At 51.0% G+C, this 25,886-nt stretch carries 27 protein-coding genes and 1 riboswitch; of the genes, 19 read left to right on the top strand and 8 right to left on the bottom strand.

The features are described from left to right. Positions 1–77: 77 nt before the first annotated feature. The 3 genes from IPN95_07540 to IPN95_07530 all read right to left on the bottom strand — a co-directional run bounded on the left by IPN95_07540 (position 78) and on the right by IPN95_07530 (position 1,866). On the bottom strand, positions 78–647 hold the full coding sequence (locus tag IPN95_07540; protein MBK9449257.1) for a hypothetical protein: 570 nt from the start codon (positions 645–647) through the stop codon (positions 78–80). A 56-nt stretch (positions 648–703) separates the two neighbouring features. Next, a complete protein-coding gene (locus tag IPN95_07535; GenBank protein MBK9449256.1) occupies positions 704–1,279 on the bottom strand; it encodes a hypothetical protein in 576 nt (191 codons plus the stop codon). Between the two features lie 71 nt (positions 1,280–1,350). Continuing rightward, the gene (locus IPN95_07530) at positions 1,351–1,866 is read right to left on the bottom strand and encodes a hypothetical protein (GenBank protein MBK9449255.1); all 516 of its coding nucleotides are present in this window, start codon (positions 1,864–1,866) and stop codon (positions 1,351–1,353) included. A 220-nt stretch (positions 1,867–2,086) separates the two neighbouring features. Between IPN95_07530 and IPN95_07525 the strand changes: the two genes are divergently transcribed. After that, positions 2,087–4,726 (top strand): hypothetical protein, encoded by a 2,640-nt coding sequence (locus tag IPN95_07525; GenBank protein MBK9449254.1) that lies wholly within the window; start codon positions 2,087–2,089, stop codon positions 4,724–4,726. Positions 4,727–4,786: 60 nt separating this feature from the next. Continuing rightward, the gene (locus IPN95_07520) at positions 4,787–5,335 is read left to right on the top strand and encodes a Uma2 family endonuclease (protein MBK9449253.1); all 549 of its coding nucleotides are present in this window, start codon (positions 4,787–4,789) and stop codon (positions 5,333–5,335) included. A 1-nt stretch (position 5,336) separates the two neighbouring features. Here IPN95_07520 and IPN95_07515 read toward each other — a convergent pair whose 3' ends face one another. Continuing rightward, on the bottom strand, positions 5,337–6,791 hold the full coding sequence (locus IPN95_07515; GenBank protein MBK9449252.1) for a hypothetical protein: 1,455 nt from the start codon (positions 6,789–6,791) through the stop codon (positions 5,337–5,339). A 111-nt stretch (positions 6,792–6,902) separates the two neighbouring features. Here IPN95_07515 and IPN95_07510 point away from each other — a divergent pair, with 111 nt between their 5' ends. From IPN95_07510 to IPN95_07475, 8 genes are all read left to right on the top strand, one after another. Beyond that, the gene (locus tag IPN95_07510) at positions 6,903–7,577 is read left to right on the top strand and encodes a T9SS type A sorting domain-containing protein (protein MBK9449251.1); all 675 of its coding nucleotides are present in this window, start codon (positions 6,903–6,905) and stop codon (positions 7,575–7,577) included. Positions 7,578–7,657: 80 nt separating this feature from the next. Then, the gene (locus IPN95_07505; GenBank protein MBK9449250.1) at positions 7,658–8,278 is read left to right on the top strand and encodes a hypothetical protein; all 621 of its coding nucleotides are present in this window, start codon (positions 7,658–7,660) and stop codon (positions 8,276–8,278) included. Continuing rightward, entirely contained in the window at positions 8,275–8,580 is a 306-nt protein-coding gene (locus IPN95_07500) for a transcriptional regulator (GenBank protein MBK9449249.1), read from the top strand. Before IPN95_07505 ends, IPN95_07500 begins: the two co-directional genes overlap by 4 nt. A gap of 51 nt (positions 8,581–8,631) precedes the next feature. Beyond that, positions 8,632–9,468, top strand: a complete 837-nt coding sequence (locus IPN95_07495) for a hypothetical protein (protein ID MBK9449248.1) — start codon at positions 8,632–8,634, stop codon at positions 9,466–9,468. Between the two features lie 122 nt (positions 9,469–9,590). Continuing rightward, the gene (locus IPN95_07490; protein MBK9449247.1) at positions 9,591–10,448 is read left to right on the top strand and encodes a hypothetical protein; all 858 of its coding nucleotides are present in this window, start codon (positions 9,591–9,593) and stop codon (positions 10,446–10,448) included. Between the two features lie 73 nt (positions 10,449–10,521). Continuing rightward, the gene (locus tag IPN95_07485; GenBank protein MBK9449246.1) at positions 10,522–10,950 is read left to right on the top strand and encodes a hypothetical protein; all 429 of its coding nucleotides are present in this window, start codon (positions 10,522–10,524) and stop codon (positions 10,948–10,950) included. 12 nt (positions 10,951–10,962) lie between these two features. Then, complete coding sequence (locus tag IPN95_07480; GenBank protein MBK9449245.1) at positions 10,963–11,394, top strand: hypothetical protein; 432 nt, start codon at positions 10,963–10,965, stop codon at positions 11,392–11,394. Between the two features lie 139 nt (positions 11,395–11,533). Continuing rightward, the gene (locus tag IPN95_07475; GenBank protein MBK9449244.1) at positions 11,534–12,049 is read left to right on the top strand and encodes an MOSC domain-containing protein; all 516 of its coding nucleotides are present in this window, start codon (positions 11,534–11,536) and stop codon (positions 12,047–12,049) included. Positions 12,050–12,096: 47 nt separating this feature from the next. Here IPN95_07475 and IPN95_07470 read toward each other — a convergent pair whose 3' ends face one another. Both IPN95_07470 and IPN95_07465 read right to left on the bottom strand, forming a co-directional pair. Then, entirely contained in the window at positions 12,097–12,792 is a 696-nt protein-coding gene (locus IPN95_07470; protein MBK9449243.1) for a HAMP domain-containing histidine kinase, read from the bottom strand. After that, a complete protein-coding gene (locus IPN95_07465) occupies positions 12,696–14,981 on the bottom strand; it encodes a GAF domain-containing protein (GenBank protein ID MBK9449242.1) in 2,286 nt (761 codons plus the stop codon). Before IPN95_07465 ends, IPN95_07470 begins: the two co-directional genes overlap by 97 nt. 184 nt (positions 14,982–15,165) lie before the next feature. Here IPN95_07465 and IPN95_07460 point away from each other — a divergent pair, with 184 nt between their 5' ends. The 4 genes from IPN95_07460 (at position 15,166) to IPN95_07445 (ending at position 17,729) form a co-directional block, all read left to right on the top strand. Beyond that, positions 15,166–16,350 (top strand): hypothetical protein, encoded by a 1,185-nt coding sequence (locus IPN95_07460; protein ID MBK9449241.1) that lies wholly within the window; start codon positions 15,166–15,168, stop codon positions 16,348–16,350. 8 nt (positions 16,351–16,358) lie between these two features. Continuing rightward, on the top strand, positions 16,359–16,865 hold the full coding sequence (locus IPN95_07455) for a hypothetical protein (GenBank protein MBK9449240.1): 507 nt from the start codon (positions 16,359–16,361) through the stop codon (positions 16,863–16,865). A gap of 90 nt (positions 16,866–16,955) precedes the next feature. After that, positions 16,956–17,453 carry a hypothetical protein gene (locus IPN95_07450; GenBank protein ID MBK9449239.1) on the top strand — a complete coding sequence of 166 codons (498 nt, stop codon included), beginning with the start codon at positions 16,956–16,958 and terminating at the stop codon, positions 17,451–17,453. Positions 17,454–17,519: 66 nt separating this feature from the next. Then, the gene (locus IPN95_07445) at positions 17,520–17,729 is read left to right on the top strand and encodes a hypothetical protein (protein MBK9449238.1); all 210 of its coding nucleotides are present in this window, start codon (positions 17,520–17,522) and stop codon (positions 17,727–17,729) included. 104 nt (positions 17,730–17,833) lie between these two features. Here IPN95_07445 and IPN95_07440 read toward each other — a convergent pair whose 3' ends face one another. Beyond that, positions 17,834–18,469, bottom strand: coding sequence for a thioredoxin family protein (locus tag IPN95_07440; protein MBK9449237.1), 636 nt, complete (start codon positions 18,467–18,469; stop codon positions 17,834–17,836). Further along, positions 18,456–18,962, bottom strand: coding sequence for a TlpA family protein disulfide reductase (locus tag IPN95_07435; protein ID MBK9449236.1), 507 nt, complete (start codon positions 18,960–18,962; stop codon positions 18,456–18,458). Before IPN95_07435 ends, IPN95_07440 begins: the two co-directional genes overlap by 14 nt. 164 nt (positions 18,963–19,126) lie before the next feature. Continuing rightward, a riboswitch (cobalamin riboswitch) is annotated at positions 19,127–19,334 on the top strand. A gap of 91 nt (positions 19,335–19,425) precedes the next feature. Between IPN95_07435 and IPN95_07430 the strand changes: the two genes are divergently transcribed. The 5 genes from IPN95_07430 to IPN95_07410 all read left to right on the top strand — a co-directional run bounded on the left by IPN95_07430 (position 19,426) and on the right by IPN95_07410 (position 25,849). Next, entirely contained in the window at positions 19,426–20,697 is a 1,272-nt protein-coding gene (locus IPN95_07430) for a T9SS type A sorting domain-containing protein (GenBank protein MBK9449235.1), read from the top strand. Between the two features lie 4 nt (positions 20,698–20,701). Next, positions 20,702–22,180, top strand: a complete 1,479-nt coding sequence (locus tag IPN95_07425; GenBank protein MBK9449234.1) for an SUMF1/EgtB/PvdO family nonheme iron enzyme — start codon at positions 20,702–20,704, stop codon at positions 22,178–22,180. Positions 22,181–22,381: 201 nt separating this feature from the next. After that, positions 22,382–22,684, top strand: coding sequence for a T9SS type A sorting domain-containing protein (locus IPN95_07420; GenBank protein ID MBK9449233.1), 303 nt, complete (start codon positions 22,382–22,384; stop codon positions 22,682–22,684). Next, entirely contained in the window at positions 22,681–24,771 is a 2,091-nt protein-coding gene (locus IPN95_07415) for a TonB-dependent receptor (protein MBK9449232.1), read from the top strand. Before IPN95_07420 ends, IPN95_07415 begins: the two co-directional genes overlap by 4 nt. Continuing rightward, entirely contained in the window at positions 24,758–25,849 is a 1,092-nt protein-coding gene (locus tag IPN95_07410) for a hypothetical protein (protein MBK9449231.1), read from the top strand. The genes IPN95_07415 and IPN95_07410 overlap by 14 nt, the downstream gene beginning before the upstream one ends. Positions 25,850–25,886: the final 37 nt, after the last annotated feature.

Genomic DNA, 25,886 nt, shown 5'->3' with positions numbered 1-25,886 from the left:
TTGTGACAACAGAACGCGAAGTCTTGGAATAAGATACAACCATTCGGCAATCGGCAAAATTCCTCAGTGCAGAAGCATCAGGCGGCCAAAGGCTTACGACGCAACAAAAAGAATGCTACCAACCCTGAGAGGCAAATGACGGGAATCAAAACGACGATCCAATTCACTTTCCCACCACCGCTGACATCGCCCTTCAGGATTTCCATCACTTCACCGTTGTGGCCCATGCGTTTCCTTGCGACGACTTTGAACTTCAATTCACCCTTGCGGAGGCTGATCACTTCAATTTGATCGACATAGTGGGAAACATCGACACCGCGCTCGGTTGTCATTCCACCGATTTCCTTCTTCGAAACATACTTCCGTCCATTTTTGTCACGCGCATACAAAAACGAACGTGCACCGCGTTGACCTGTGCTGATTGCTTTGCCAGGCTCCATCACCACATCGACAAGTGAGTCGGGTTTGTGCCCCATGTCATAATGATAACCTTGAAAACGGATATAAAATTCGAAGCTCGGAAAGCGTGCGGCGTTCATCAACTCCACCTTGACTTCGACTTCGTCCCTTGTCGCGATATCGGCCCAAACTGCGCTATTGCCAACAAACATGCACAGAAGAGCCAAAAGGAAACCCAACTTTTTCATCTAAATCTTCAGTTTTGAACAAAGGTATAAAGACATTCGCCGAATAGAAAAACGCATTAGCGCTGATCACCACTTTTCCGGCGACGCAACACAAAAAACGCGACCAAGCCGGTAAGGCAGAAAATCGGGACCAAGATGATCAACCAAGTAGACATTTCACCACCGCTGACATCTCCTTTGATGATCTTGAGGACTTTGTCGTCTCCGCTCATTTTTTTGCGCGCTGCGATTTTGAACTTGATTTCGCCATTTTTGACACTGATCACCTCAATCTGATCGAGATAATAGGCCACATTGGGGCCAAAATCCGAGTCTACACCACCCACTTCGGTTTTGGAGACGAATTCGTTTCCTTTTTCATCACGCGCGTAAAGCAACGATTGATCGCCCCTTCCACCCGTTTCAGTGACGAGCCCAGGCTCGAGCACGATGTCGGTCAGTCCATCGGGCTGATAGCCCATATCGTAATGATAGTTTTGGTACCGGATGAAGAACTCGAATCCCGGGAAATCCTTCCCATTGATCAGTTCAACTTTGACGTCGACTTCTCCTTCGTTGGCGACGTCGGCCCATGCAGTTTGGGTTCCAAAGAGGAATAAAATTGCGGCAAATAAGACGGTGAAATTCTTCATTTTATACTTTTTTTGAGCGTATCGACGATCCATCGGCTCCGAAACTTCAATAATCATTCCAAAAATCAAGTCTAATCTATTTCCTCAACCTGTTGGTGGAATTCAAACTTGTACTTTTCCGCCATTTCCTTTTGAGCAGCTTCTACAGCGGCAAACAGACTGTCTTCTTGATGCTTGAACGCATCGCGGACATCATTTGCATGCTCCAATTGCTCCAAAGTGGCACTGTGACTCGTAATGACAGGCAAAATTTGTCGAAAATCCTGATCCAAACCTTTGATATAATGGCCAACCAACCCTTTTGCTGCTTCAAGGAGCTTGGTTTGTCCATCAAATGGCTTCATGGCTTCCAACTTTTTGAGTCCGACACGTGAACTGTCCAGTGCATCTTCCAAAGCGGCAATGGCTCCAAGGCTATCCCCTTCGTCGGCAGTCATGACAAATTCATCAAAATGCGCCACCACATGCGCTTGTACGTCCACAATCGCATCGTTGTAAGCAACGGCGGTATTTGGCGTGACGCGGTTGCATGCTGCAAACAAGAGGAGAACTCCCAACATGGGTGCAAGGAAAGCGCGGGTTTTCATTTTCGGCATCGGAATTGGAATCCAAATGCAATGTAAAGCATTTCGATCGACTTCAAAAATGATTGTATTGTGTAGCTGGAAGACATTTCCGGATTGCGAAATCCTTGGTTTCTCATGAACTTCCCCAAAATTCAATGATTCCTCCATGCGTCATCTCGCGATATCCAGTTTTTTAAGCTTGCTGCTTTTCGCTTCTAACTCCGCTTTGGGGCAGACCTTTTTGGAGACAAACCCAGGCACTGGTCCGCAGACCTTCGCTGAATTCCAACGAAATCTCGACGAATGGTCACGCAAAACCGACTTGAAAGCCGTCAAAGGTTGGAAATGGATCAAACGCTGGGAAGACTTTAACGCCCATCGCATGAATCCCGATGGCAGCTTCCCCGATCCGGCGACCTATGCCATTGAATCCCAAAAAGTTGCAGACGCAAAATCCGCAACTGCAAAAGCTGCCGCTGCCGACAGCTGGCTCCCGCTCGGTCCAGACCATTATGCCAATCCTGCCTTCCCGGAATGGGAACCTGGTATCGGGCGCATCAATTGTATCGCCTTCCATCCGCTGGATCCGAATACCTTTTGGGTTGGCGTAGCGCAAGGCGGGGTATGGAAAACCGTCGACGGCGGCCAAAACTGGACGCCATTGACCGACAATTTGCCCATGCTACGCATCAGCGACATCGCTGTCAATCCGGTCAACACAGATGAAATCTACATTTCGGTGGGTGACTACGCCTATTTCGGGGCGGGGCTTTCGCTGGATAACCGCAAGCGGCATACCCACTATGGCTTGGGCGTGTACAAAACGACCGATGGCGGCACCACTTGGAATCCGACGGGATTGTCTGTTTTGCAAACGGATGCTGATTTTTCCCTGACAAGGCGGGTTTTCATCCATCCGAGCAATACCTTGACGCTGGTTGCTGGCGGCACTTATGGCATTCGCAGGTCTACGGACGCAGGCGTGAGTTGGGTAAGTGTGCACGACAGCATCATTTGGGATTTGGAAAAGGACCCCGTTGATCCGCAGGTCTTGTATGCCTCCACCGGCTACCGTTCGTCGTTGGACATGGGGACGGTGAGCATCATGAAATCCACGGATTTTGGCCAAACTTGGACGGTTTTGCCGACGGGAATTGCCGGTCGCGGCGTGGTACAACGCATCGAATTGGCGGTTTCACCGACCGACCACAACTATGTCTATGCGCTTTGCGCCGGGATGGACGCCGGCTTTGCCGGACTCTACCGCAGCACGAATGCAGGCGCATCATGGACCCAACAAAGCTCCACACCCAATATTTTGGGCTGGGACGATGGTTTTGGCACAGGTGGGCAAGGCTGGTATGACTTGGCTTTGTTGGTCGATCCGTCGGATCGGAACAAAATCTACACGGGCGGTATCAACGCCTGGGGCAGCACCGATGGCGGCGTCACCTGGGACGGTGTCTCCTACTGGATCAATGCCTATGGAAACAGCCTCCATGCCGATCAGCATCAGTTTGCCTACAATCCTTTGAGCAACAATTTTTATATCTGCAACGACGGTGGATTGTACAGCACGCCTCAAATCACGATTGGGTCTTGGTTTGATGCCATCAATACGTCGGGCTATTTGTGGCCCACTACGTGGACAAAACTCAGCGCCGGAATGCAGGCCACGTCCTTCTACCGTTGCAGCACGAGCCCGGGAAATCCGGGGAATTTGCTCGCGGGTGCACAGGACAATTCGACCTATTTTTATAACGGAACTACCTGGAGCAACGTGATCGGTGGCGATGGAATGGAATGCATCCTTCATCCGACAGATCCCTTGACGTTTTATGGAAGTTCGCAGTATGGCAATATCGTGGGCACGAATGATGGCGGCGCAAGTACATTCGGCGTTTCTTGGGGCATTGCAGAAACAGGCGAATGGACGACACCCTACGTCATGCATCCCAACGATCCGAATACACTTTTTGCTGCCTATGGAAATCTCTGGAAGAGCACAGACGCGGGATCAAGCTGGAATGCAATTTCCAATTTCCCCGTCATTCCGGCCTATGGGCAGCCCAATATCAGTTCGGCACTCGCAGTAGCCCAAAGCGACCCGGACTACATCTATGTTACGAAACGCTTCTATTTTGCCTATTCCGAACCGAGTGCCTTGTGGGTGACAACCAATGGCGGATCGACATGGCAAGACAGAACTGCCGGGCTGCCGGATTCCCTTTACCTGACCTACATCGCGGTCGATGCCGACGCACCTGCCACAGCATGGGTGACAGCAGGCGGATTCGTCTCCGGCACCAAGGTTTTCAAAACGACCGATGCAGGGGCGACTTGGACCAACATTTCCATCAATCTGCCCAACCTGCCGGTGAATTGCGTTGTGCATGACCGACTCCACCCCAACAACCCTGTCTATGTCGGGATGGATGTCGGGGTTTACTACCTTAACGACACGCTGAGCGCTTGGCAGTTGTATGCCCAAGACCTGCCCAACGTGATCGTGAGCGAATTGGAATTGGATGCGACCAATCAACAACTGGTCGCGGCAACCTTTGGACGTGGACTTTGGGGTGTGAGTCTCAAAGACGAAATTTCGGTAAAAAACGATCCATCTAGTCCGCGTTTCTTGACGATGTCGGTGTCGCCTAATCCTAGCGATGGGCGCTTTGAGATCGGCTTTATGGGCAATTCGGACACGGAAATTGTCGTGGAATTGGTCGATGTGATGGGCAGGAAGTTGAAGCGGGAGGTGCTTGCGCCATTTCAAAGCGGGCACCGGTTGTCTTGGGCAACGGATGTGCCTGCGGGCAGTTACTTTGTGGCTGCGACGGGAAATGGGAGCCGCCTTGTGCGGCGCGTGGTGATCGAATGAGGCGGGGAAGGCTTGCTGATTTCGAGGTTTTGGCCTAATTTTAGTCCAAATTGATTGGGAATGTCCATCAAACGCAAGATCGATATCGACAGTCTGCCGCACTATACGGTGGAGGACTGGAAGGAATGGGAAGGTGAATGGGAACTCATCGACGGGATTCCGCATGCTATGGCGCCGATGCCCACGGTCCGGCATCAAGTGATCAGTGGAAACACCTACCGGCACTTTGCAAATTTGCTGGACAATTGCGGCGATTGCAGCGTTTACCTCCCGATCAATTTGCGTGTGGATGATTTCACCGTGCTGCATCCTGACCTCTCCATCGCCTGTGGACAAAGTGAGGACTCCGTTTTTTTTGATGCAATTCCAACGATGGTCATGGAAATCCTATCACCATCGACCGCTTTCAAGGATCGGAATTCGAAGCCCAAAGCTTACGCCAAATTAGGCATCGCCTGGTATTTGATCCTCGACCCCATTGAAGAATACGTTGAAATCTGGAAGCTGAAAGGCGATTCCTACCTGTTTTTGGGTCGCTTCCATTCTGAAAACTTCGAATTTGACCTCGGAAAATGCAACGTCACCGCCGACTTTTCCAAGCTTTGGTAGGCTAGATTTTGCCACGGAGGAATTCGCCGTAGGTAAAGAGCTCTGTATCATCTGCCGGATACCTTTCGAGGAATTCAGTGATCGCAGTCGATAAGCCTTCGTCGGTCCCTGTCCACTGCTTCTGATTCAGTCTGCCGATCAGCATCAACATTTCGCTGTCTTTTTCCATGGCATGCGATTCGAGCAGGGCTGCGTAATCGTGCTTGACTTGCTGGAGGCGGTAGTCGAGGGTCTCGTTGTCGCGTAGTTCCAGGCGCAGGGCAAGCTCAAAAATGTCGATTCGGAGCCTGAAGCCATCATCCGCAGCCGTCAAAGATTCGTGCATACGCAGTTTAACGACGTGCTTGATCGCGGCTTTGTAATGCTTGAGGGTGTACTCCATCAAGCCGAGGTTAAGGTAGATGAAGATCAAATACTGCGGCATGGCTGCTATCGAATCGATTGCTTGCATTTTTTCCAACACCTTGATCGCTTCGGCTTGGTCCTTGCCAGAGTAATTCAAAAACAAGCTGTTGTAATAAAACAACTCATACTTCGATTGCAACATATGCCCATATTGATCCATTGCTATCCGCAAACGTTCGGCATAGGCAAGCGAAGCGTCGATCTTTCCATTCTTGAAAAGGGCGTTAATGATGTAGGTGAGCATTTGGAGCTTAACATCATGGTTGCCTTTGTTAAAAAGTCCCTCTTGCAGCAATGCATCATAGGTTTCGATCATATAGGCTTCCAAGGCCAAATAGTCCCGTTGTTCGAGCAAAATTTTACTTACCGCATCGTATACCCTGAACCGAAATTTGGGATCCGCCATGATAATTGCATCAATTGAAAACTCTTCGACTGTTTTTCTTAGAATATTCATGACACTGGCGTCGCCTTTTCCGAGATTTTGGGATCGGCGAAGGCGATGGTTCATTGTAGCGAGCACATTGTCGATTTCCCAAAGTTGGTTGAGTCGTCGACGATTTTCTGTTCGCTTTTTTATATAGATAGCCGGATCAATCCAAGTGACTTCCAATGAAAGGCTGATAAATTCGCCAAGGACAATGTCCAGTAACTCTGGCAAATCTAGCTTGGACACCTTCTTCTCTGCCTTATGCAAATAGTATTCAGCTATCTCAAATTGCATCTTCCTCCGAAACAGCATTGCAAGTGTGAGCTCGTGAACAGCGCAAATCGTTTCGTCCTTTTCCCAATGCAACAATGACATGCTCTTACCTAATTCCTGAAGCAAACGGTTCCGAAGACGGTGATACGTATTGGGTCTTGCGTTCTTCCCATAGAGCTGCTTAACCGCCGAACGATCTTCAAATCTGTCTCCCTCCTTACGAATCAGGTCAAAAAGCTGAATGTCCTTCCGGTCGGGATCTTCATGCGACCGCAGGGCAAAGAGTTTGAAGTTTCGTTGCTCCTCTTTGGTCATGAGACCAATGATTTTGTTCAGAATATCTGCCATATTTTTACTTTGGATGCGTAATCAAATCAAAAAAGAATTTGGCCTTTTACCTAGGATTCCCGTACGTTTATTTGTTGTATCTTAGGTTTGTCAAAAATTACTGAACAGATAATGCAGTACAGGTTCGTCAGGATCGCTTTGCTTTTGCTCACCCTCATGGGTTCAGTCCCGCTTTCAGCGCAGTATTCGTTTCACATTTCTTGGGACAGCTTGAACGTACCAAATCCCTCTGTAGTCAATGTAAATGATACTTTCAGGTATGATTTAACCATCAACAACCTGACCAACAGCGCATTCAACGATTCATTGTATTTCAATCTCCGTACAAATCTTGGCGGCCCCTTCAGGATTGCCGCATTTGACTCTGTAGCCATTGCGGCGCTTGGCTCGCAGGCCTTCAGCATTCCAGATACTGCGAGTGCGCTGCGCTATGGAGGTGGGGTAAACGTTGTTGTGATTTGGCCGACTTCTCCGGCACAGATCACCACGGACAGCTTGATTGACACTTTGACGGTCATCATTACAAGCGTGGATCCTGCCTTTTCGCAGTGGCTTCCAATCGACGTTTTCCCCGTTCCGAGCCAGCAAGAGGTATTTTTCAGATTGCGAGACAACAAGGTTGTCATCCGAAGATCAGAGATCATCAATCTCTCTGGATTGGTAATTCGCAGCTACGATGAATTGCCCCGGAGTATGTCGGTGGAAGACTTGGCAGCGGGCATCTATTTCATCCGAATCGAGGATGAACTCGGCCGAACCGCCCACCTGAAAATGGTCAAACAATAGCTTCAACTTTTTTTTCAGGTTCCTACAACCCAATCCGAATTCTTCCGTAAGTTTGCTTTGTACTGCAAAGTGCTTTGAATATGGAAGATATCAAGGAACATCTCAAAGACATCTCGGAAATGCGCGCCATGATGGAACGCAATTCGAAGTTCCTCTCCCTGAGCGGGCTCTCAGGCGTGAGCGCCGGGCTCGTAGCACTTGCAGGAGCCGTCGCCGCTTGGTGGTACTTTGGGAAGTCCTTTGATTACATCCGCACCCCGCTGCAACATACCCGCGAAGAAGTCTATACCTTCTTTGCAGCCGATGCGGGTCTCGTAATGTTGCTTGCAGTGAGTTTGGCAGCATTGTTTTCCAGGAGAATGGCCAAGAAAAAAGACCTTCCCCTCTGGACCGCAACAAGCAAAACCTTGCTGATCAACCTCTTGCTCCCCCTTTTCGCCGGCGGAGCCTTTTGCCTCATTTTGCTCTGGCACGGCGCCGTGGCCTTCATCCCAGCCTCCATGCTGCTTTTTTATGGGATGGCATTGTTGAATGCCAGCAAATTCACCCTTCCTGAAATTCGCTACCTTGCCCTCACCGAATTGGTTTTGGGCCTCGCTTGCGCCGTATGGATCGGCCACGGACTCGTATTTTGGGCCTTGGGATTCGGAATTGCCCACATCGTCTATGGCGCGGTGATGTACTTCAAATATGAACGGTGAAAGAACACCTCGATCATATCAACAAGGTTTTTGAAAACCGCATCCGGCTGGCGATCATGTCGTTGCTGATGGTGGCGGATGACATCGACTTCAATACCTTCAAGGAAAAGCTGGACTTGACGGATGGCAACCTGGCGAGCCATACCACCAAGCTTGAAGAATGCGGCTATGTCGAGGTCAGTAAAAAATTCGTCGGGAAAAAGCCCCATACGAGTTACCGGGCGACGCTCTCCGGCAAAAAGGCCTTTCGGGACCACTTGGATGCCTTGGAGCGGATCATCCGCGGGGGTGGCCTGAGTTGAACCGCATTTTTTTTGAATTTTCACTTTGCACTACAAAGCACTTTTTAAAATATGAAAACCTCAGACAGTTTTGCAGCTTGGGCGGATTGGTACCGGGACTTCCAATCCCGGCAATTGCCCATCGATTGGAACAATTTCGAACGGATTCCTCCGGAAATCCATCCGATTGTCGCCAACAGCATCCGACAATTTCAGCTCGGCGAAAGTTCGGAGGCGCGCAACCTCAAGGCCAAGGTCGCCAAACTGATCAAAAAGGGCGGCGATCCGGCCTACCAAGACGCGATGGATTGGTTCATCTTCGAAGAAAACCGCCATTCGCGGCTCCTCGGCAGGTTCATGGCCCTGGAAAACATGCCCAAGGCCGAAGGTCAATTCACCGACAAGATTTTCCGCCTGTCACGCCATGCCTTTGGTCTCCGCAACAGCCTCATGATCCTTGTCTCCGCCGAACTCATCGCGGTACCTTATTATACGGCGCTCAAAAACGCCACGCGCTCCCCGATCCTTACTACCATCTGCGACCAAATCCTCCGCGACGAATCCATGCACATTCGTTTTCAAGCCAAAGCAATCGCCATGTTGCTCGACGGCAAAAGTGCGCTGCGGCGCAAAATCGCGCACTTCAGCGCACGCATCATGCTCGAAGCTGCCTTGGATGTCGTTTGGTTCAACCATGCCGACCTTCTGAGGCTCTCCGGGTACCAATTCGCGGATTTGCGGCGGGAAAGTTTGGCGCAATTCAACTGGGCTTGGGCAATGATCAATGGGCTCGAAGCCAATCCCGAACCCAAAAAAGTCGCCGCCGCCCAAGACAAAAACGAAGCGCTGGAATCCGGTCTTTCCCGGCAGCGCCTTTCCCGCAAGGCCCTCTGGGCAGACCAAGTTTGATCCACCTTCAGCGCATTACCTGAAATGAAACTGACCCGCACATTTTCTGCCTTGCTCCTTCGCATTCCCGTTTTCCGCCGTCGTTATTACAAATTTTCGCTCATCCTTTTCCTGTTACAGTCATGAAAAAGCACCTCGATTCGCTCATTCTTTTGCTTCCGATCCTGATCTGGGGACTCAGTTCCCTGTTGTTGGGAGACCAATTCACCTTGCCCAACCGCCTCATGCTCGCTACGCTTTGCACTGCCGCGGGCGCCGGCGCCATGCTCACGCAACGAAAGCTTCCCGGCGTGCTATCGCTCGTTGCAGGCTTGGGCATGCTCGCATCCGTTCCCGTCGAACATGAAATTCCAAAATCAGCCATCACCCTGCGCTTGAGTGAATATGACATTTCAGGCGAATCCAACACTCCACTACTGCCCATTTCGGAGCTGATTCCAGAAAACGGTGCAGATCTCATCAGCTTAAAAACCAACCCTGACCAAGCGAATTCGCTCCAAGCGATTCCAAAGAGCCATCCCTATATCTACACACATTGCGGAACGGGGCGCAGCTTTCTGTCCAAGTACCCGATTTTAGGTATTCAGGAAAAGCAGCGATTGGGCGCGACGCAAGTTTCCGGCGAATTGCAGGCGGGAGATACCGCCATCGGCTTTGTGATGTTGGATCTATCCGGCGCACATTCAGAGTCAGAAGCACGCAAATTGATCGGGGAAGCGCTTGCAGAGGACCAAAATACCCGCATCGCCTTGATCGATACCGGGAAAACCGGCACACGTATTCCCTTGGAATGGATCACGTATACCACGGGATTTGCAAGGAGCCAACGTCCTTGGACGACCTTCACCGGCAGCTTTGACGTGGCGCATGACGATACGACCCAAATGCTGCTCTATTCACCCGAATTGCGTTGCAAAGGCTTTGAACAACCCATTTCAGGAATTCCAACCATCCAAGGAACCTATGTCATCGGTAGCTGAACCCACGCTTGAACGGCGGTCAGATCGTCGGTCAAGCCTTCATTTTCCATCGCAACTCCGCGAACAATTGCTGATGCTGGCCCTCTTCGGACAAACAACGGCAGGTTTGTGTGCCGGAACACTGATCCTCGGAAACTTTTGGGTCAATATTCCCTGGTGGACAGCTTTGGTGATTGGCACCGTCGTCAGTGCACTGTTCTTCGTCGTCACGGGTTTGGGAAAAGTCGAATTTCCGTTGATCGCCTCCTTGGGATTGCAGGGTTATATTTTCCACGAATCGCATGTCGGTTCGTTGATGCTCGGATTTGCATTGGCGGTCTTTTTCAGCATCGTCGTCACACTTGCGGGCGCCACGGGCCGCACGGATTCGTTTTCAATCGTCGGAAGGGTGATTTACCGCATTCTGATTCCGCTGGTGATTGTTGAATTGTTGGTGCTCATTCCCTTCATATTATTTGTGATCGGCTTCCTGCTGACGTTTGATCTTACGGGATTCGGGTGAACAAATTTCAACATGTTCCCCTTTGAAGTCCGACAAAATCTACTCTTGGCAGCCTTGCTGACGCAATTGGTAGGCCTATCCATGTTTCTGATGTCCTACTACGGCGGTTCAATTCCAGCGACAGATACGGCAAGGCTCCTGATTTACATGCAAATCATGATTACCATGGTTTGGCTATTTACAGGAATCGGCAAAAGCCTGGAATTCTTTTGGGCATTCATACATATCGCATGGTACGTTCAAGGCGAGGAATACCGACTTTCCTACCAAGATGTCCTCTTCTTCATCGCACTCGGGCTTGTTCTCGTATCGGTCTTCCTCTACCTATTGGCCATGCGGGGGAAAATGGAGACCTTTCAACGCCCTACACCGACATTGCCGGACTTTTATTTCCGTTCATTTTGCTCGAAGTGCTTGGGCTCCTACTCGTTTTGGCGGTGGTGATTTTGCTGGCCTTTGACGACGGACGGGGATGGGGACCAAGTTTTGGGTAGGATTTCGCGGTTCTCGGTCGAACCAATATCCAACACCCTCCAAATGAAAAATCCAATCTGGTTTCCCGTCTTCCATGTAAATTCCCACAATGAAATCCATGGATGAATTGATGCAGCAATTTCCGCGGCAAGGTAAAGTGGCTTGGATCGGCCTTCGACCTGAGCGCAAAGCTGCTTTGAAAGTGGTCTCCGAAGTCGTTGCCATTGCCGATCGTGGCCTCGAAGGTGATCGGAAATCGGAGAAAAAAGGCGGAAAACGACAGGTCACGCTCATTCAAGGCGAACATTTGGATGGCGTAGCCTCGATGCTCGGCATTGACAAAGTCGATCCCGGACTCACCCGGCGCAACATTATCGTGCGAGGTATCAACCTACTTTCCCTCAAAGGCCAACGCTTCAAAATAGGGGAAGCAGAGTTGGTCTTGACTGACGAATGCCATCCCTGCTCACGCATGGAAGAAAATTTGGGTCCCGGCGGCTACAATGCCATGCGCGGCCATGGCGGATGGTGCGCTGTGGTTGTCAATGGCGGTTTGATCAAAGTGGGGGACGTCGTCCAACGGATCGCAGCGGTTGAAAAAGGACAGGAAACTGCAAGCGTTTGATTTGGCGTTTTCAGCCTTCGCAAAACACATTCGCCCAAAATCGCAGCTTAGCCTTTGTCCACAGCAATGTTCAGATTGGGAAGGCTGACAACAAACTTGGTACCGACACCTTCTTCGGAGAACATTTCAATCGTGCCCTTCATCTTTTCGACCGCATTCCGGGTGATGTACAGGCCAAGGCCTGAGCCGAAACTCTGGTTGCTGGCACGGTAAAACAATTCGAAAATGCGCCCTTGGTGCGCGGCAGCGATCCCTACGCCGTTGTCTTCGACGGTGATCTGACATTCTTGGGGAGTAGTATTGACCGTGACCTTGACCCAAGGGTCCGGCTTCTTCAGGTCTTGGTATTTGACGGCATTGGACAACAAATTCCCAAGGACAATGCCAATGTGAAAGCTGTCACCAATAAATGCAGGTCCCGGCGACAATTCGATTTGCTGCGCAACGCGTCCTGCGTTTTCCATGTATTTCAGTCCTTCGCCCACCTCGGCGATCAATTCGTTGAAATCAACACCTTGGTTGCGAATCTCCAACCGTGCAATCTTGCTGAACTCCGTCAAGTTCCGGATGAAGGTGTCCAACTTGATGACACTTTTGTCCATCAAGTGCAGATAGGTTGCCAATTCGGGATCCTTGCTTTCGGACTTCAGGATCTCGATGAGTCCCATGAGGGAATTGAGCGGGGCTTTGAGGTCATGCGAAGCCCGGTAGACAAAACTGTCGAGTTCGTGATTGCGTTGCACGAGTTCCCGCTCGGTTTTTTGCGTTCGGTGACGTCCCGCGCCATCAACAGGGCTTCGCCCGGACCGCTTGGCGTGAGCCGAATCTCGAGGTCACGGAGATTTCCTTGAAGTTCAAGCTCGCATTCATAGGCCACCAAATCACCCGAGGTCAACGCCAATTGCACCTGTCGAATGGCTTCTGCAACAAACTCCTCCGGGAAAAATGCTGCCAAATTTGCGCCATCCTCCTTGGGAAACAATTGCGAAAGCGGGCCCGATTCAGGCATTTTGAGGTCGAGAATGGTGCCCGCAGGATCAACACGGGCGATCAAATCCGGAATGGCCTCGATAATTGCCTTGTTCCGTTGTTGTGATTCGAGGATTACGGCATCGGCACGGACGCGCTCGGTGACATCCCGGTAAAACCAGACGCGACCGACGACATCGTCCCGCACGCGCAAGACTTCGGTAAACCGCTCCACAATCCGGCCATCCTTGAATACGAGGTTTTCCGTATGGTTTTGGTCCGGATTGGACATCAGGAAGCGCATTGATTGAACCACCGAGGTTGAATCCACCAATTGGCGCCTGCTTGCGGCGATGACTTCGTCTGGTTCGCCGTTGAAGGCAAAATCGCGGTCCAGATCAAAAATGTTCAAGTAGGTATTGTTGCAATCGATCAACGTGCGGTCGGGCCGGGTCACGAGTATACCGACCCCCGTGCTTTCAAAGACGGCCTTGAGCAAGGCGATCGAGTTGGCAAGCTGAGTTTCGGCCTTCCTGCGTTCCAAGGATTCAAAAAACACGGCCAGCAAATCGCCGACAGAGGCTAGGAATTGCTGGTCTTCGATGGTCCAATCCTGACCTTCTCGCTCCGCGGATAGCACACCATGCAGCCGGCCGGCGATGCGCAATGGCACATCCAACACGTTGCGCTCCCTTTCACCCACGAGGTAAGGAAGTTGGAATCCTTTTGTCAGCGGATTTCGATTTGCATGGGGAATATGAATGACACGTTCCGTGGCGAGCTTCTCAAAATAGGCGGGGCTTTGGCCGGCGGAGACGACCGTGCCTTTCTGATGGATGTCCAGTGCCCTAAAAAAGATGTCTTCGCAGACCAATTGTTGGTTGGCATTTTCAAGTCGCCAAACAGCACCCCGGTCGGCGTCCAAAGAATAAACGACTTCTTGGGTCACCAAGCGCAAGGCAGCCTCAAAGTCACTCCCCAACATTTCTTCGTGCAGCGAGAGTTTGACGAGGGCCGCATTTTGGCGGCGCAGCCGTTCGTGAGCCTGCTCCATGGCCTCGGCATTTCGCCTCGATTTGGTCACATCCCTGAAAAACCAAATTCGACCCAAGGTCTCCTCGTTTTCGATCACGGGCTGGGACCGCAGTTTTACAAAACGCCCATCGCGCAAGGCCAACAATTCTGAAATGTTCTTGGTTGGTTCCAAATGGGCTTCTGAGTTGATTCTCAGAATTTGGCTTGGGTCAAGGAGCTTCCCTTGCAACAGCGGAATCCAAGAGGAAACCGTAGAATCCCCCGGTTTTTCATCGCCGTTTCGCCAGAAGTTATGGAATACAGCATTGTAGGTCAGCACCTCACCAGAAACATCTGTCACGACGATCGCATCGGTTGCCGTACCAAAGGCTGCGCGATTGATGGACCTCAACCGCAATTCTCGCTGGCTTACCGACCAATATTCCAACCAACCCGTGGCAATTCCCGCACTCGCAATCAGCAAAATGGTGATCGCCATCACTGCAAAGGTCAATGGACTAAAAACTGGATTCTCAACCAACAATGCACCGACAATGACCCCAATCGTATGCAAAACGACCACGGGCAGGAGCCATCGCCAGTCACGCATCAAAATCAGGGAAGCAAAAAGCATGATTTGATAGCTCGAAGCGTAGGATTGTGCAAGGCCATTCGCAAATGCCAATACCAGCATCCAGACCGTCAACAGAATGCAAAACAAATAGGTCGCAGGCATGGCTTTGCGCCGCACACGTGCAGATACGAAACTGGCAATGATGACGGAAAAGATGATAGCCGACAGCGCCCATCGCATCCACATCGGATCAAAAGACGCTTCAGGAAAAAGATAGCGATAAGGTGGCAATATCAATCCCACAAACGCTCCCAAGCCCCTGATGAGCCAAATCGTGTTTTGGTGCAGAAATACCTGCGCCTGTCCTAGCTTCATTCTTCTAAAATAATCCTACACGCGATGAATGTCGTTTTAGCGTTGGTTGCCAAAAAAACACCTGTATCGCGGTCAAGGTAGGAAAAAAATCAACGAAGAGGCTTGGTGCATCGAATTTGACGGGCGCTTTGTGTATTTTTCCAACACATCTGCATTCTTAATGGGTAAAACACCTTCGGATGGCATGAATACCACGCGTTTACTCTTCTTCCTGCTAGTTTCACTCGGGCTCTCGTTGGTTGCCACGGCCCAAGGTATCCAATTTGAATCCGGCGAATTTGAAGCGGCGCAAGCCAAGGCGGCCAAACAAGGAAAAATGTTGATGCTGTTTGTCTGCGGGGACGTCCTTGAAGTTTGCGAGATCATGGAAAAGGACATTTTTGTCGAAAAGGAAATCGGCGATGCCTTCAACCCCTACTTTGTGAGCTTTCGGCTCGATGCCCAACAGCTCGAATCCAGCCCCTATTTTGCTGGTGTGCGGGTTCTGAGCATTCCCGAATTCATCTTTTTCGACAGCAAGGGCAATGCCCAATACCGCGAGAAAAAGCTGCACGACCACGACGAAATGCTCGCAATGGCGACAGCAGCCCGCAACAAAACGTTGCATCTCGACAGCCGGACAGCGCGGTACAATACCGGCTACCGCGAGCCTGCCTTCGTCCAACGCTATCTCATCGAAATGGATGCCGCCGGTCACGACGTGCACGTTCAATGCCGCGAATACCTTAAAAAAATCCCAAGGGAAGCCCTCATGGAAACTGAAAATTGGATCATTGCCACCATCGGCACGCAGTCGGTCACCGACGCCGAGTACCAACACGTATTGACCAACAAAGCAGCTTTTGTGCAACAATTTGGCGAGGCTCCCCTGCAGGAATTTCTCGGCGGCGTCTTCAGCAAAAGTTTGAACGATGCCGCAACGGCCCAAAATGGACAACTTTTTGCCGCCTGCAAAAAAGCCGCGCAACAGCTTTGGGAGCCATCCGAGGCCAACCAAGTCATGCTGCAAGCCGAACTCGCCTACCATCACGCCGGGAAAAATTGGGTGGCCTACCAAAAATCAGCCGAGGCGCTGTTTGCAATCTACAAGGGCGACGACGCTGCCCTCTACAACGATGCCGCTTGGGCCTTTCACGAGCATTTACAGCAGCAAGAAGCCCACAAACTTGCCCAAAAATGGGCGCAACGCTCCACCGAAATCCAGCCTGCAAGTTGGAACCATCACACCTTGGCCTCCTTGCAATTGAAGAATGGAGATCTCGATGCCGCTGAAAAATCAGCAAAAACATCCCTCGAATTGTCAGAGCCAGAATCCAATGAGGCCAAAGAAGCCCAATTATTGCTGGAAAGGATCAGGAATTCCCGTTGATTTGCGGCATGAAACTACGGTACGTCTTGGGCATCTTGCTGCTGAGTGCATTTGGATTCGCCTGCAAACCATCACCACAGCCCAAACCGGCTGAGGCTGCAAAAACCATCGTAGCACAAGATTCTGCAATCGAGAGCAACACCACGTCTGCCGATGGCGAGCCTGTCAAAGCAGCCTTGGATTCGATTTTGCAAAAAGCAAGACTCGGAGACTGCAACGGCATGGCTCCGCTACTTGTTTACCGAGAGGGAGATGGAAACGATGCCTGGCACCGCGGCCTGCGTTATGAAATTCCTGAAGAGCAGCTTGCTGCGGAAAAAGAATGCGCGAAGCTGCAAGTGTTGGTCACTGGACTACAGGCACATGAATACTTGGAATTTGCGACTGAGAAAGAACGGGAAGGAGAATGGTTGATCTGGAAAGTAGCCCTGCACTATCAAGACGGGGAAAATGACGAGAAGGTCTTCGCATTCCTGAAAATTGGTACTCAATACCTTTTGGGAGACATTGATTAAAGTCCAAACCGGAATATTCCAGGAACAATTAAGCGATTGAGTTGATTCTGGCATAGTTTTTATAACTTCATTCCCTGAATCTCTCAGAGAATGCAAAACAAGATGAGAAAACTGGCGATTTTGTTCCCAATTGTGTTGTTCGCGGCATTTTTCCAGATTGCCGGCGCTCAGGTCGTCGGCGTTGGTGCCAATGAACAACCCTTGACAGCCAAGGAAAAAGCAGAAGCCGGGACCAAGCTCGCGGTCGAAAAGGCGCTCAAATATGCCCAAGCACGCAATTATGAATCCTTTGGCCGGATGTCCTTGTATGCGGGACGCGAACCGAACCGCACCATGAAAGTCAAAGTGAACATGCAAGACAGTTATGAGCGCCTCGATCTGGAAAATACCGTCAATTACATCCATCACATCCTGGAAAAGACGGTGATCTGGAATGCGACCAACTTCCGGATCGTCAATGCAGTGAACGAAAGGTACTTTTATTGGGATATTGAATTCACAGATGAGAAGATGAAAACCAAGGTTTTCACAATCCTCCTAGGTGAATTGAAGGGCGAATTCCTCTTTGCACGCTTTGAGAAGAAGTGAGCTGAGCATTCCCCGAATTTGTAGTATTTGCAGAGAAATCTTTATCTTCGTCCAAAAGCAAAAGAAATGCAGAAGTTTATTGGATATGGCATGGCCTTCGTAATGGTTGCTTCACTGATGTTGGCAACGGGCTGCGGAAGAGGCTACATGCGCGTGCGCCGCACCAACGCAGGTGACAGGAGCGTGACGATTGTTCACCGCCCAAAATACAAAGGTGTTTATGGGAACACCAAGCCGCAGATGTCTGCGCCCAAAGTCGTCCCCAACAGGAAATAATTCCTTGCTGAGTCATCTCAGCTAAAAGCACCAATGCACGACCGCCTGAGGCAAATCGTGCATTGGTGCTTTTTCTTTTGCCGTTTCCGGCGAATTCTCGGTGATTAATTGGTCGCAGCTGCGTCCTTTTTCCATTTGATGCCGCAACCAATTGCCTTGGTAAACTGCGGCTCAGGGGACTGACCTGATTCCAATTTGGCGATAGCCTCCTCCAAATACTTGGTACCGACTGCCGTTGCATCCTGTGCATTGTCGTCGATCGCGCCTACATAACGCACGATAAACTTGCCATTTTCATTTTGCAGCAAATACACATGCGGGGTGCGGGTCGCTCCATAGGCTTTGGCAGAAGCTTGTGTTTCATCAAAAAGATAAGGGAAAGTGAATCCTTTTGCCTTGGCACGCTTCTTCATGTTGGCAGGGCTGTCGTCAGGATACTGCTTGATATCGTTGGGGTTAATGGCTACGACGGGGTAGCCTGCCGCCTTGTACTTGGCGTCCAAAGCGATGATCCGATCCTCATAAAGCACCGAATAAGGGCAATGATTGCAGGTAAAAATCACAATCATGCCTTTGGCATTCGGGAATTTGTCGAGGGAAACGGTTTTTCCGTCGATGTTTTTCAACGAAAATGCCGGAGCTTCCTTGCCGACCAAATCAGCATCCACTTGGGCTTTTGCTGTGAAATTCAGTAGCGTGAACAATGCCAACGCCATCAAAACAATGCTAGTTTTTTTCATTTTCCTTTGTCGATAAAAGCGAATTGATAGTAGTAATCAGATCTTCGTAGGTATAGTCTCCTTCATGAAATTGCCGAATCCCCTTCGAATGCTGGACAAACAGCGTGGCCGGAATCGAACCCGACCATTTCGGATCGACCTTGTCGATGTAGCCGTCAAATTTGGGTTCATCCAAAAACAACACCTTGGAATACAAATTCTTCTTGGCGAGGAATGGAACCAAATGGGATTCGAATTGTGCCTTGAAATCCAAGCTCAAAAAGATCACTTTCACCTTTTGAGACTCCAATTCCCGCTGTGCACGGTCAAAATAAGGCATTTCCGCGACGCAAGGCCGACACCAGGTACTCCAGAAATTCAATACATAAAGGGTGTCATTGTCTACCTGCGTCAATGCCTCAAAATCACTGAAACGAATGCTCTCAGGACGTTGTGCACGAACGTTGGTTGCCAAAGCAACACAGCAAAACAGGACGACAATTGCATTCTTCATCTACAGCAAACAACCAGAAGTTCCAGATAAAGTTAAACATTCCCAACCAAAATTAATATTCTCCCTCCAAGAGGAATGCCAAACCGTCTGTCCTTCAAGGCACTTGAAAGCACCAATCGGGGTCAGGTTTGTCTATAATTGATTGTCAATTTTCATTTAGAGGTCTATCTTTGTGCTGCTGTGGTAGCGGTTTGCATGATTGTTGACCGCTTTAATAGGGAATCCAGTGTAAATCTGGAGCAGTCCCCGCTGCTGTAACCCTGTCGCAATCGTGGAATGCGGCAATTCGGAGAAAACGCCACTTTCCGCTTGCGGAAGGGAAGGTTCCGAACCAGGGAAGTCAGAAGACCTGCCACCGCAATTTAAGGTTCATTGCTTTCGGGAGAAGAGCCGTGGAGCCACCTTCGGGTATGCCTCCGCAGCCAATCTACCGCCTTGGTTATTGGAAAATTGTTGATTTGCTATGAAGGCCGCTCTAAAATTATCCTTGCTTCTTAGTCTGCTGATTGGGAGTGCCCATGTGGTGCTTGCACAAGCGCCGTCACAGGTGATTGTGGCAAATGGCGGCATTGGCGGGGACTCCAACCTTGTGCATATGGCGGCTTGGAATCTGGGCACGGGGAACTATTCCGTTTTCGATTCTATTGAAGCAGGATCTGTGCAAAGCGTCTTTATCTGGGGAAGGGATGCGTATGTCTGTGCAGACAGCATGCTCATCCGGTACAACCTCGATACTTATCAGCGTGAGGCGTCTGCCGTGATCAAAGGGGTGCGCCGTGTTGCCGTTTGGGAAGACAAAGTCCTTGTTTCCAAGGGCGTCGGCGCAATTGGCGATCATTTCGAAGTGCGGTACGCTGCCAATTTGGGGCCGTGCTTTGGGGTGCCGACGATTGGTGGCAATTGCAATGGCGTGGTCGTCGTCGGTGACACCGGCTATGTTGCCAATCCGGTGTCTTTTGTGAATACTACAGGAAATCTGGCGGTGGTAGACATGCGTGGCGCAGCCCTGCACCGCGTCATGGACATGGACACCATGGGGAAATTCATCGACAGGCTTTACGTTCACGAAGGAAAGGTTGTCTCCACCAACATTGTGAAATTCAACAATCCGCTATGGGGATGGATCTCTCAATACGACATCGCCAATGGCACATTTACGCACCACAAAGTCAACATGCCGCTTTCCCAAGGTGCCGGCATTGACAACGGTAAGCTTTACGCCAATTTCGGAGGCAATGTCGGCGGATTTGATTTGGCATCAGGGCAATTGACAGATCCGGTGGTGGTGCCGGGCACTTGGACCGCCATGGTCCTGGACTCCGTCAACAACCGCTTTTACCTTTCGCGTTCCGATTTGGAGACATATGGCTGGCTGATTCAATTTGACTACAACGGAACAAGGCTGGATTCTGTCGAAACCGGCGTTTCTCCCGTTGCCTTGGCAGTAGATTACAACATGACCGTCGGAAACCAACCTCGCAACAACGCCAATTTTATCAAGGCTTATCCGCAGCCTTTCGCTGACGAATTGATCGTCGATTTACGCCACGTGAAAAGTCCTGCACAACAGGTGACGATCCACGATCTCGCTGGAAAACTCATTTACACCACCAAGGTCGCAGGAAACGAATTCTTGAAGATTGAACTTCCTCACCTTGCCGCGGGAGCATATATTCTCACCCTGAGAACGCGCGCTGAAGCATTGACGCTCAAGGTGATCAAGACTCCAAAATAGGCTGATGAAAATTTGGGGTCAAATTTGGAGAGTATTGTTTTGCCTGGGATTCGTCCTCGTCAACAACGCGGTCTTTTCCAATAACTTGCGATTTGGAACAGTCTCGTGCGACCGTACCTCGCTGCAAACCACCATTTCCTGGGACAATGGGTGGAACCTCCCCAACGGAACGGGCAACCACGATGCGGTCTGGCTTTTTGCCAAAATCAAACCCGCCCTCGGCGAATGGCAGCATCTGCGCTTCTCCACCACCCCTGCCGCACATTTCTGCGGCAATCCAGGCTTACTTTCCTTGGAAACAGCCCAAAATGGCGAAGGCATCATGGTCCGGAATGTCGGCAATGGCGCAGGCAATCTAACTTCTGTCTCCTTGAACCTGGCTTTCGAAGAGAAACTCAGCCCCGGAATTTATGAAATACAAGTCTTCGGTATCGAAATGGCTTTTGTTCCTGAAAGCCCGTTTTGGGTCGGCGACGGGAGCAGCAACTTTGCCCTCCATGACTCCGCAAATGGTCAACCTTATTTTTTGACCTCCGAGAATGCCATTCCTTCCGATGCACTGGGCGCAGATGGCGGAAAAGCACCTGCCGCTACGATTCCGTCTGCCTATCCCAAGGGATTTGCGGGTTTTTACCTGATGAAATATGAATTGAGTCAGGCGCAATACGTTGACTTTCTGAATACACTCACGTTTGAACAACAGAAGGCGAGGACGGCTTCGGATCCGGAAGGGGCCACAGGCACGCTCGCGCTCGCAGGCGTGAATGCGAACCGCAGCGCGGTCGTACTCGCAGCGCACGGGCACCCGGGTGAATCCACGGCGCGGTACGCATGCAACCTCGACGGGGGCGCCAACAATGGTGATCAAGACGGTCAAAACCGGGCCTGTAACTGGCTCAGTTGGCCAGACTTGGCAGCCTACCTCGATTGGGCGGCCCTGCGGCCCATCACCGAATTGGAATATGAAAAGGCTTGCCGGGGCAATCTCGCACCTGAATCCGGCGAATTTGCTTGGGGTACTCCCGAAATTGTCGATGCCAACGCTGTTTTAAATGATGGTTCGCCTGCCGAAGGGGTATCTGATTCAGCAACCTTCAATGCGGGCCTGGGCAGCCACGGTTACAACGGCCCGCAAGGCCCGCTACGTTGCGGCTTTGGAGCAAACTCCGCGAGCGACCGCCTGCAGGCTGGCGCAGGATTTTATGGCCACATGGAATTGAGCGGCAACCTCTGGGAGCTTTGCGTGAGTGCGCGCACAACCGGACTCAATTTCCAAGGCGGGCTGGGCGACGGAACCATCAGCCCCACTGGCGAAGCCAATGTCAACGATTGGCCTGGCCCGGAGGGGGTTGGATTCAAAGGCGGGGCTTGGAACAGCGGGATTATCCCCGGATTTCGTGATTTGGCGGTTTCGGATCGGTTTTACATTGATTGGGCATCGGATGTCCGGAGAAATACTGCAGGAGGGAGAGGAGCGAGATGAGTGCAAGGAAACAGTCTGAGGAAACAGGTCGAGCGCTTGCGTTGGCCACCAAGGCACCAAGACACCAAGTGCTGGGTTTCGGTCGCTGCCTTTTTTCGGGCCTGTTGAAATTCGCTTTTGGTTTTCTGATTCTTCCTTGCCTCCTCCCAAGCCGTTTTCTCCCAGGCGCCTTATCGGGGCGGGAATGGCGATGGCTATGAAATGGGAAGCACCTTGGTGAGTGTTGCTTGGGACATTACTGAATTCGATTCGCTGACGGTGTTTCCAAATTTGGTTTCTTCTGGCGATATCGTTTTCATTGCCGTGCAAGGCATTCGGAGCAAACTTGAAATTTTGACGCACGATGTCGGCGGCAACTTGGTCTGGCAATCCGAGCAATGGAACCTGGACGAGTCCGTCATCATCGAAATGCCCACTGAAAATCTTGCTGCAGGCGTCTATGTGCTGGAAATCCGGGTGGATGGGTTTGCCGAAAAACGAAAAATCGTGGTACAGCGAAAATGAGTAGCTGGCTACGAATTCTCGGATTGATTTGCTGCCTTTTGGGGTCACTTCCTTCGAATGCGCAGGTGGATTCGATGCGTTCCAAGCCGGATGCGGTCTTTTCAACGGAGGAATCAGACACCCCAGACATTGAAAGCACTTATCTGACAAGTCCCTTGGAGGCTGTCATCATTCGCACGCATTGGGGGCCGCAAAATTCAGTGACAGGCGCTCACTACTGGATTTCTGATTCGCTTACCCAAGCAAATGGAAAAATGGGAAGTGTCGCCGATATCCTACGTGAAATGCCTTCGCTGAGCCTGAAACGCTACGCTCCTGGCGGACTTTCGAGTCCGACGATGCGGGGAACGGGTGCGGGTCATACGCAAATCTATTGGGAAGGCTTGCCGCTGAATTCGCCGATGCTGGGGCAGCAGGATTTTGCGCTCAGCGGTGGTGGATTGTTTAACCATGTCGAGGCACGCTACGGCGGCAATTCCTTGGTGCAGGGCTCCGGCGGACTCGGAGGGGCCATCCTGCTAGGGTCAGCACCGCAGGTACAGTACTTCAAGCCGGCTTTGATTTCCTATTCGCAGCAAGTTTCCTCCTTTCGGAATCTTTCTTCGAATCTAGGCTTGCAATTCGCGGGCAAACGCTTCAGTAGCAGCACCAAGCTGTACTGGAACTCCGGCCGCAACGACTTCCCTTTTGTGAATACAGGGCAGGCTGGCGAACCCGTTCAGCGCCTCGAAAATGCTGCAATCCGGCAGTTGGGTGGAATGCAGGAAATTCAAGGCTTTGTCAAACGCAATGATTTCAACCTCAAGGTCTGGACCTTTGCATCTGAACGGGAATTGCCGCCGACCATGCTTTCGGGCAATACGCGGGAATCGCAAAGCGACCGCGCGGTTCGTGCGATGCTGCGCTGGCGCAAGTACATTCCGCAGGCCTACATTCAAACGAATGTTGCCTATTTTCGGGAATCGCTCACTTACCGCAACCCTACGGCCGGAATTTTGGCGCCATCCTCCTTTGACCGGTTCATTGCCGAAAGTCAATATGTACGCCATTCCGGCGGTGAACCCGCCTTCAAGTTTCAAAATGCAGGTTTGCGATTTGTACATGATCAGGCGCGTAGCGATGGCTTCACATTGGCAGCGCAACAAAATCTCTGGTCAACATTCGCCCATGGCGAATTGACGTTGGGTAAAAAGAAGACCTCCAAAATCGGTCTGGTCTTGCGGGAAGAGCTTTACAATCAACGCCTGTCGCCCTTGCTGGGATTGTTGGGCTGCAGTTTTGGCAACAAAACGCGGTTATCGGGCAGCATTTCCCGCAATTACCGCTATCCCACGCTCAATGACCGCTATTGGGTGCCGGGCGGCAATCCCGATCTGCGACCGGAGCAAAGTTTGTCTGGAGAATTTTCGATCCTACGTTGGCTACCATGGACAGAAAACGGCATTCTGGAATATTCACTCGGCGGCTATTGGAATGAGGTCGACGATTGGATTCTTTGGCTTCCGGGCAATGGAAATATCTGGTCACCGGAGAATGTGCAGCATGTGCAGGCGCGCGGAATCGAGGCCAATTTCCATTGGAAAGGTCCTTTCCAAAACATTTACCCGTGGATGTACCACGACATTTCGGTGAATTACAACTTCAACGACAGCCGGAACCAAGACGGAGATTTATTGATTTACACGCCAAGGCACAATGCGACGTTTCGCCTCGGCTTGCAATGGGCACGCTGGAGCCTGCAATATTTCCAGGATTGGAATAGCCGCCGGTACACCACGGCCGACAACAGCGATTTCATCCCGGGATTCAGCACTGCAGACGTGAGTGTGGGTTGCCGCCTCGGGAAAGCCGTGGAATTACAGGAATATCGTTCGCCAACCAAAGAAAAAGTCCAGATGAACCCGCATCTGTTCAAGCATTTCCATCTGCAAGCAGGTGTCCGCAACCTGTGGAATGCCCAGTTTCAGACCGTGGCATGGCGGCCGATGCCCGGAAGATCCTACTTTTTGCGACTGGATGTCGATCTTTGGAAGCAACGGGGGGGAATTGAAAATGGAGAATGGAAAATGGAAAATGGAGACTCGTAAGATCGGCGCAGCAATCAGCGAAGCTAATCCCCGCGTGTTCCAGTCTTTGGAAATAGCGAGGTGGGCCCTGCTGTTTCTCTTGGCAACTACCACATTCCTTGGTTGCAAGGACAAGCCTGAGCCCGAGGTTCCTTTTGACTATGCAGATGGTGTTTTGGTGGTCAACGAAGGGAATTTCCAAGGTGGGAATGCAAGCCTGGGTTTCATCCGACTGACGGACGATTCGCTTCGGGAGGATATTTTTGAACTGGAGAATGCGCGGCCGTTGGGCGATGTCGCGCAGAGTGTTACCATCGTCGGCAACCGTGCTTACATCGTCGTCAACAATTCGGGGAAGATCGAAGTCGTGGATTTGCCCAGCCTGAAAAGCAGTTGCACCATCACAGGACTGCAATCGCCAAGGTATTTGTTGCCGATTGGCAACAACAAGGCCCTGGTGAGCGATCTTTATTCCAAGTCGATTTCGGTGGTCAATCTTGTGGGATGCAATGTAGAAGGCACGATCGCGACAGGCGGTTGGACGGAAGAAATGTTAATGGTCGGCAACCGCGTGTTTGTCACGCAAACCGGAACGGACAAATTGCTGGTGATCGATCCGAGCACGCTCACTTTGACCGACAGCGTCTATGTTGGACGGGAGCCCAACAGCCTCGTTCAGGACCAAAACGGCAAACTTTGGGTGCTTTGCGGCAATGCCTTGGGACAGGCCGTCCCGCAGTTGGTCCGGTTGAATCCCGACTCGCTGAATCTGGAAGCCGTTTTCCCATTTTCGTCAGCAACCCAAGCACCGAGCAAACTCTGCATCAACATTGCGGGGAATCAACTCTTTTTCCTGAACGGAGGCATCTTTCAGATGGCAATCACGGACGGGAGCTTACCGACGCAAGCTTGGATTCCGCAGGGTAGTCATACGTGGTACGGCTTGGCGGTGGATCCGCTTACGGACTTGATCTACGCAGGTGACGCCCTTGATTATCAGCGACGTGGCGTGGTGTATCGCTATACAACCGGATCTTCGACGCCGCTTGCCAGCTTTCCATCCGGCATCATCCCCGGTGAATTTGCCTTTTTGCCTTGAGAGAATACTTTGAAGGAAACCCAGCCTCGATTAAGGC

The organism is Bacteroidota bacterium (assembly GCA_016718825.1).
Classification (GTDB): domain Bacteria; phylum Bacteroidota; class Bacteroidia; order J057; family JADKCL01; genus JADKCL01.
The sequence above is the reverse complement of the archived record's forward strand: the minus strand, read 5'-3'. Positions and strand labels throughout refer to the sequence as shown.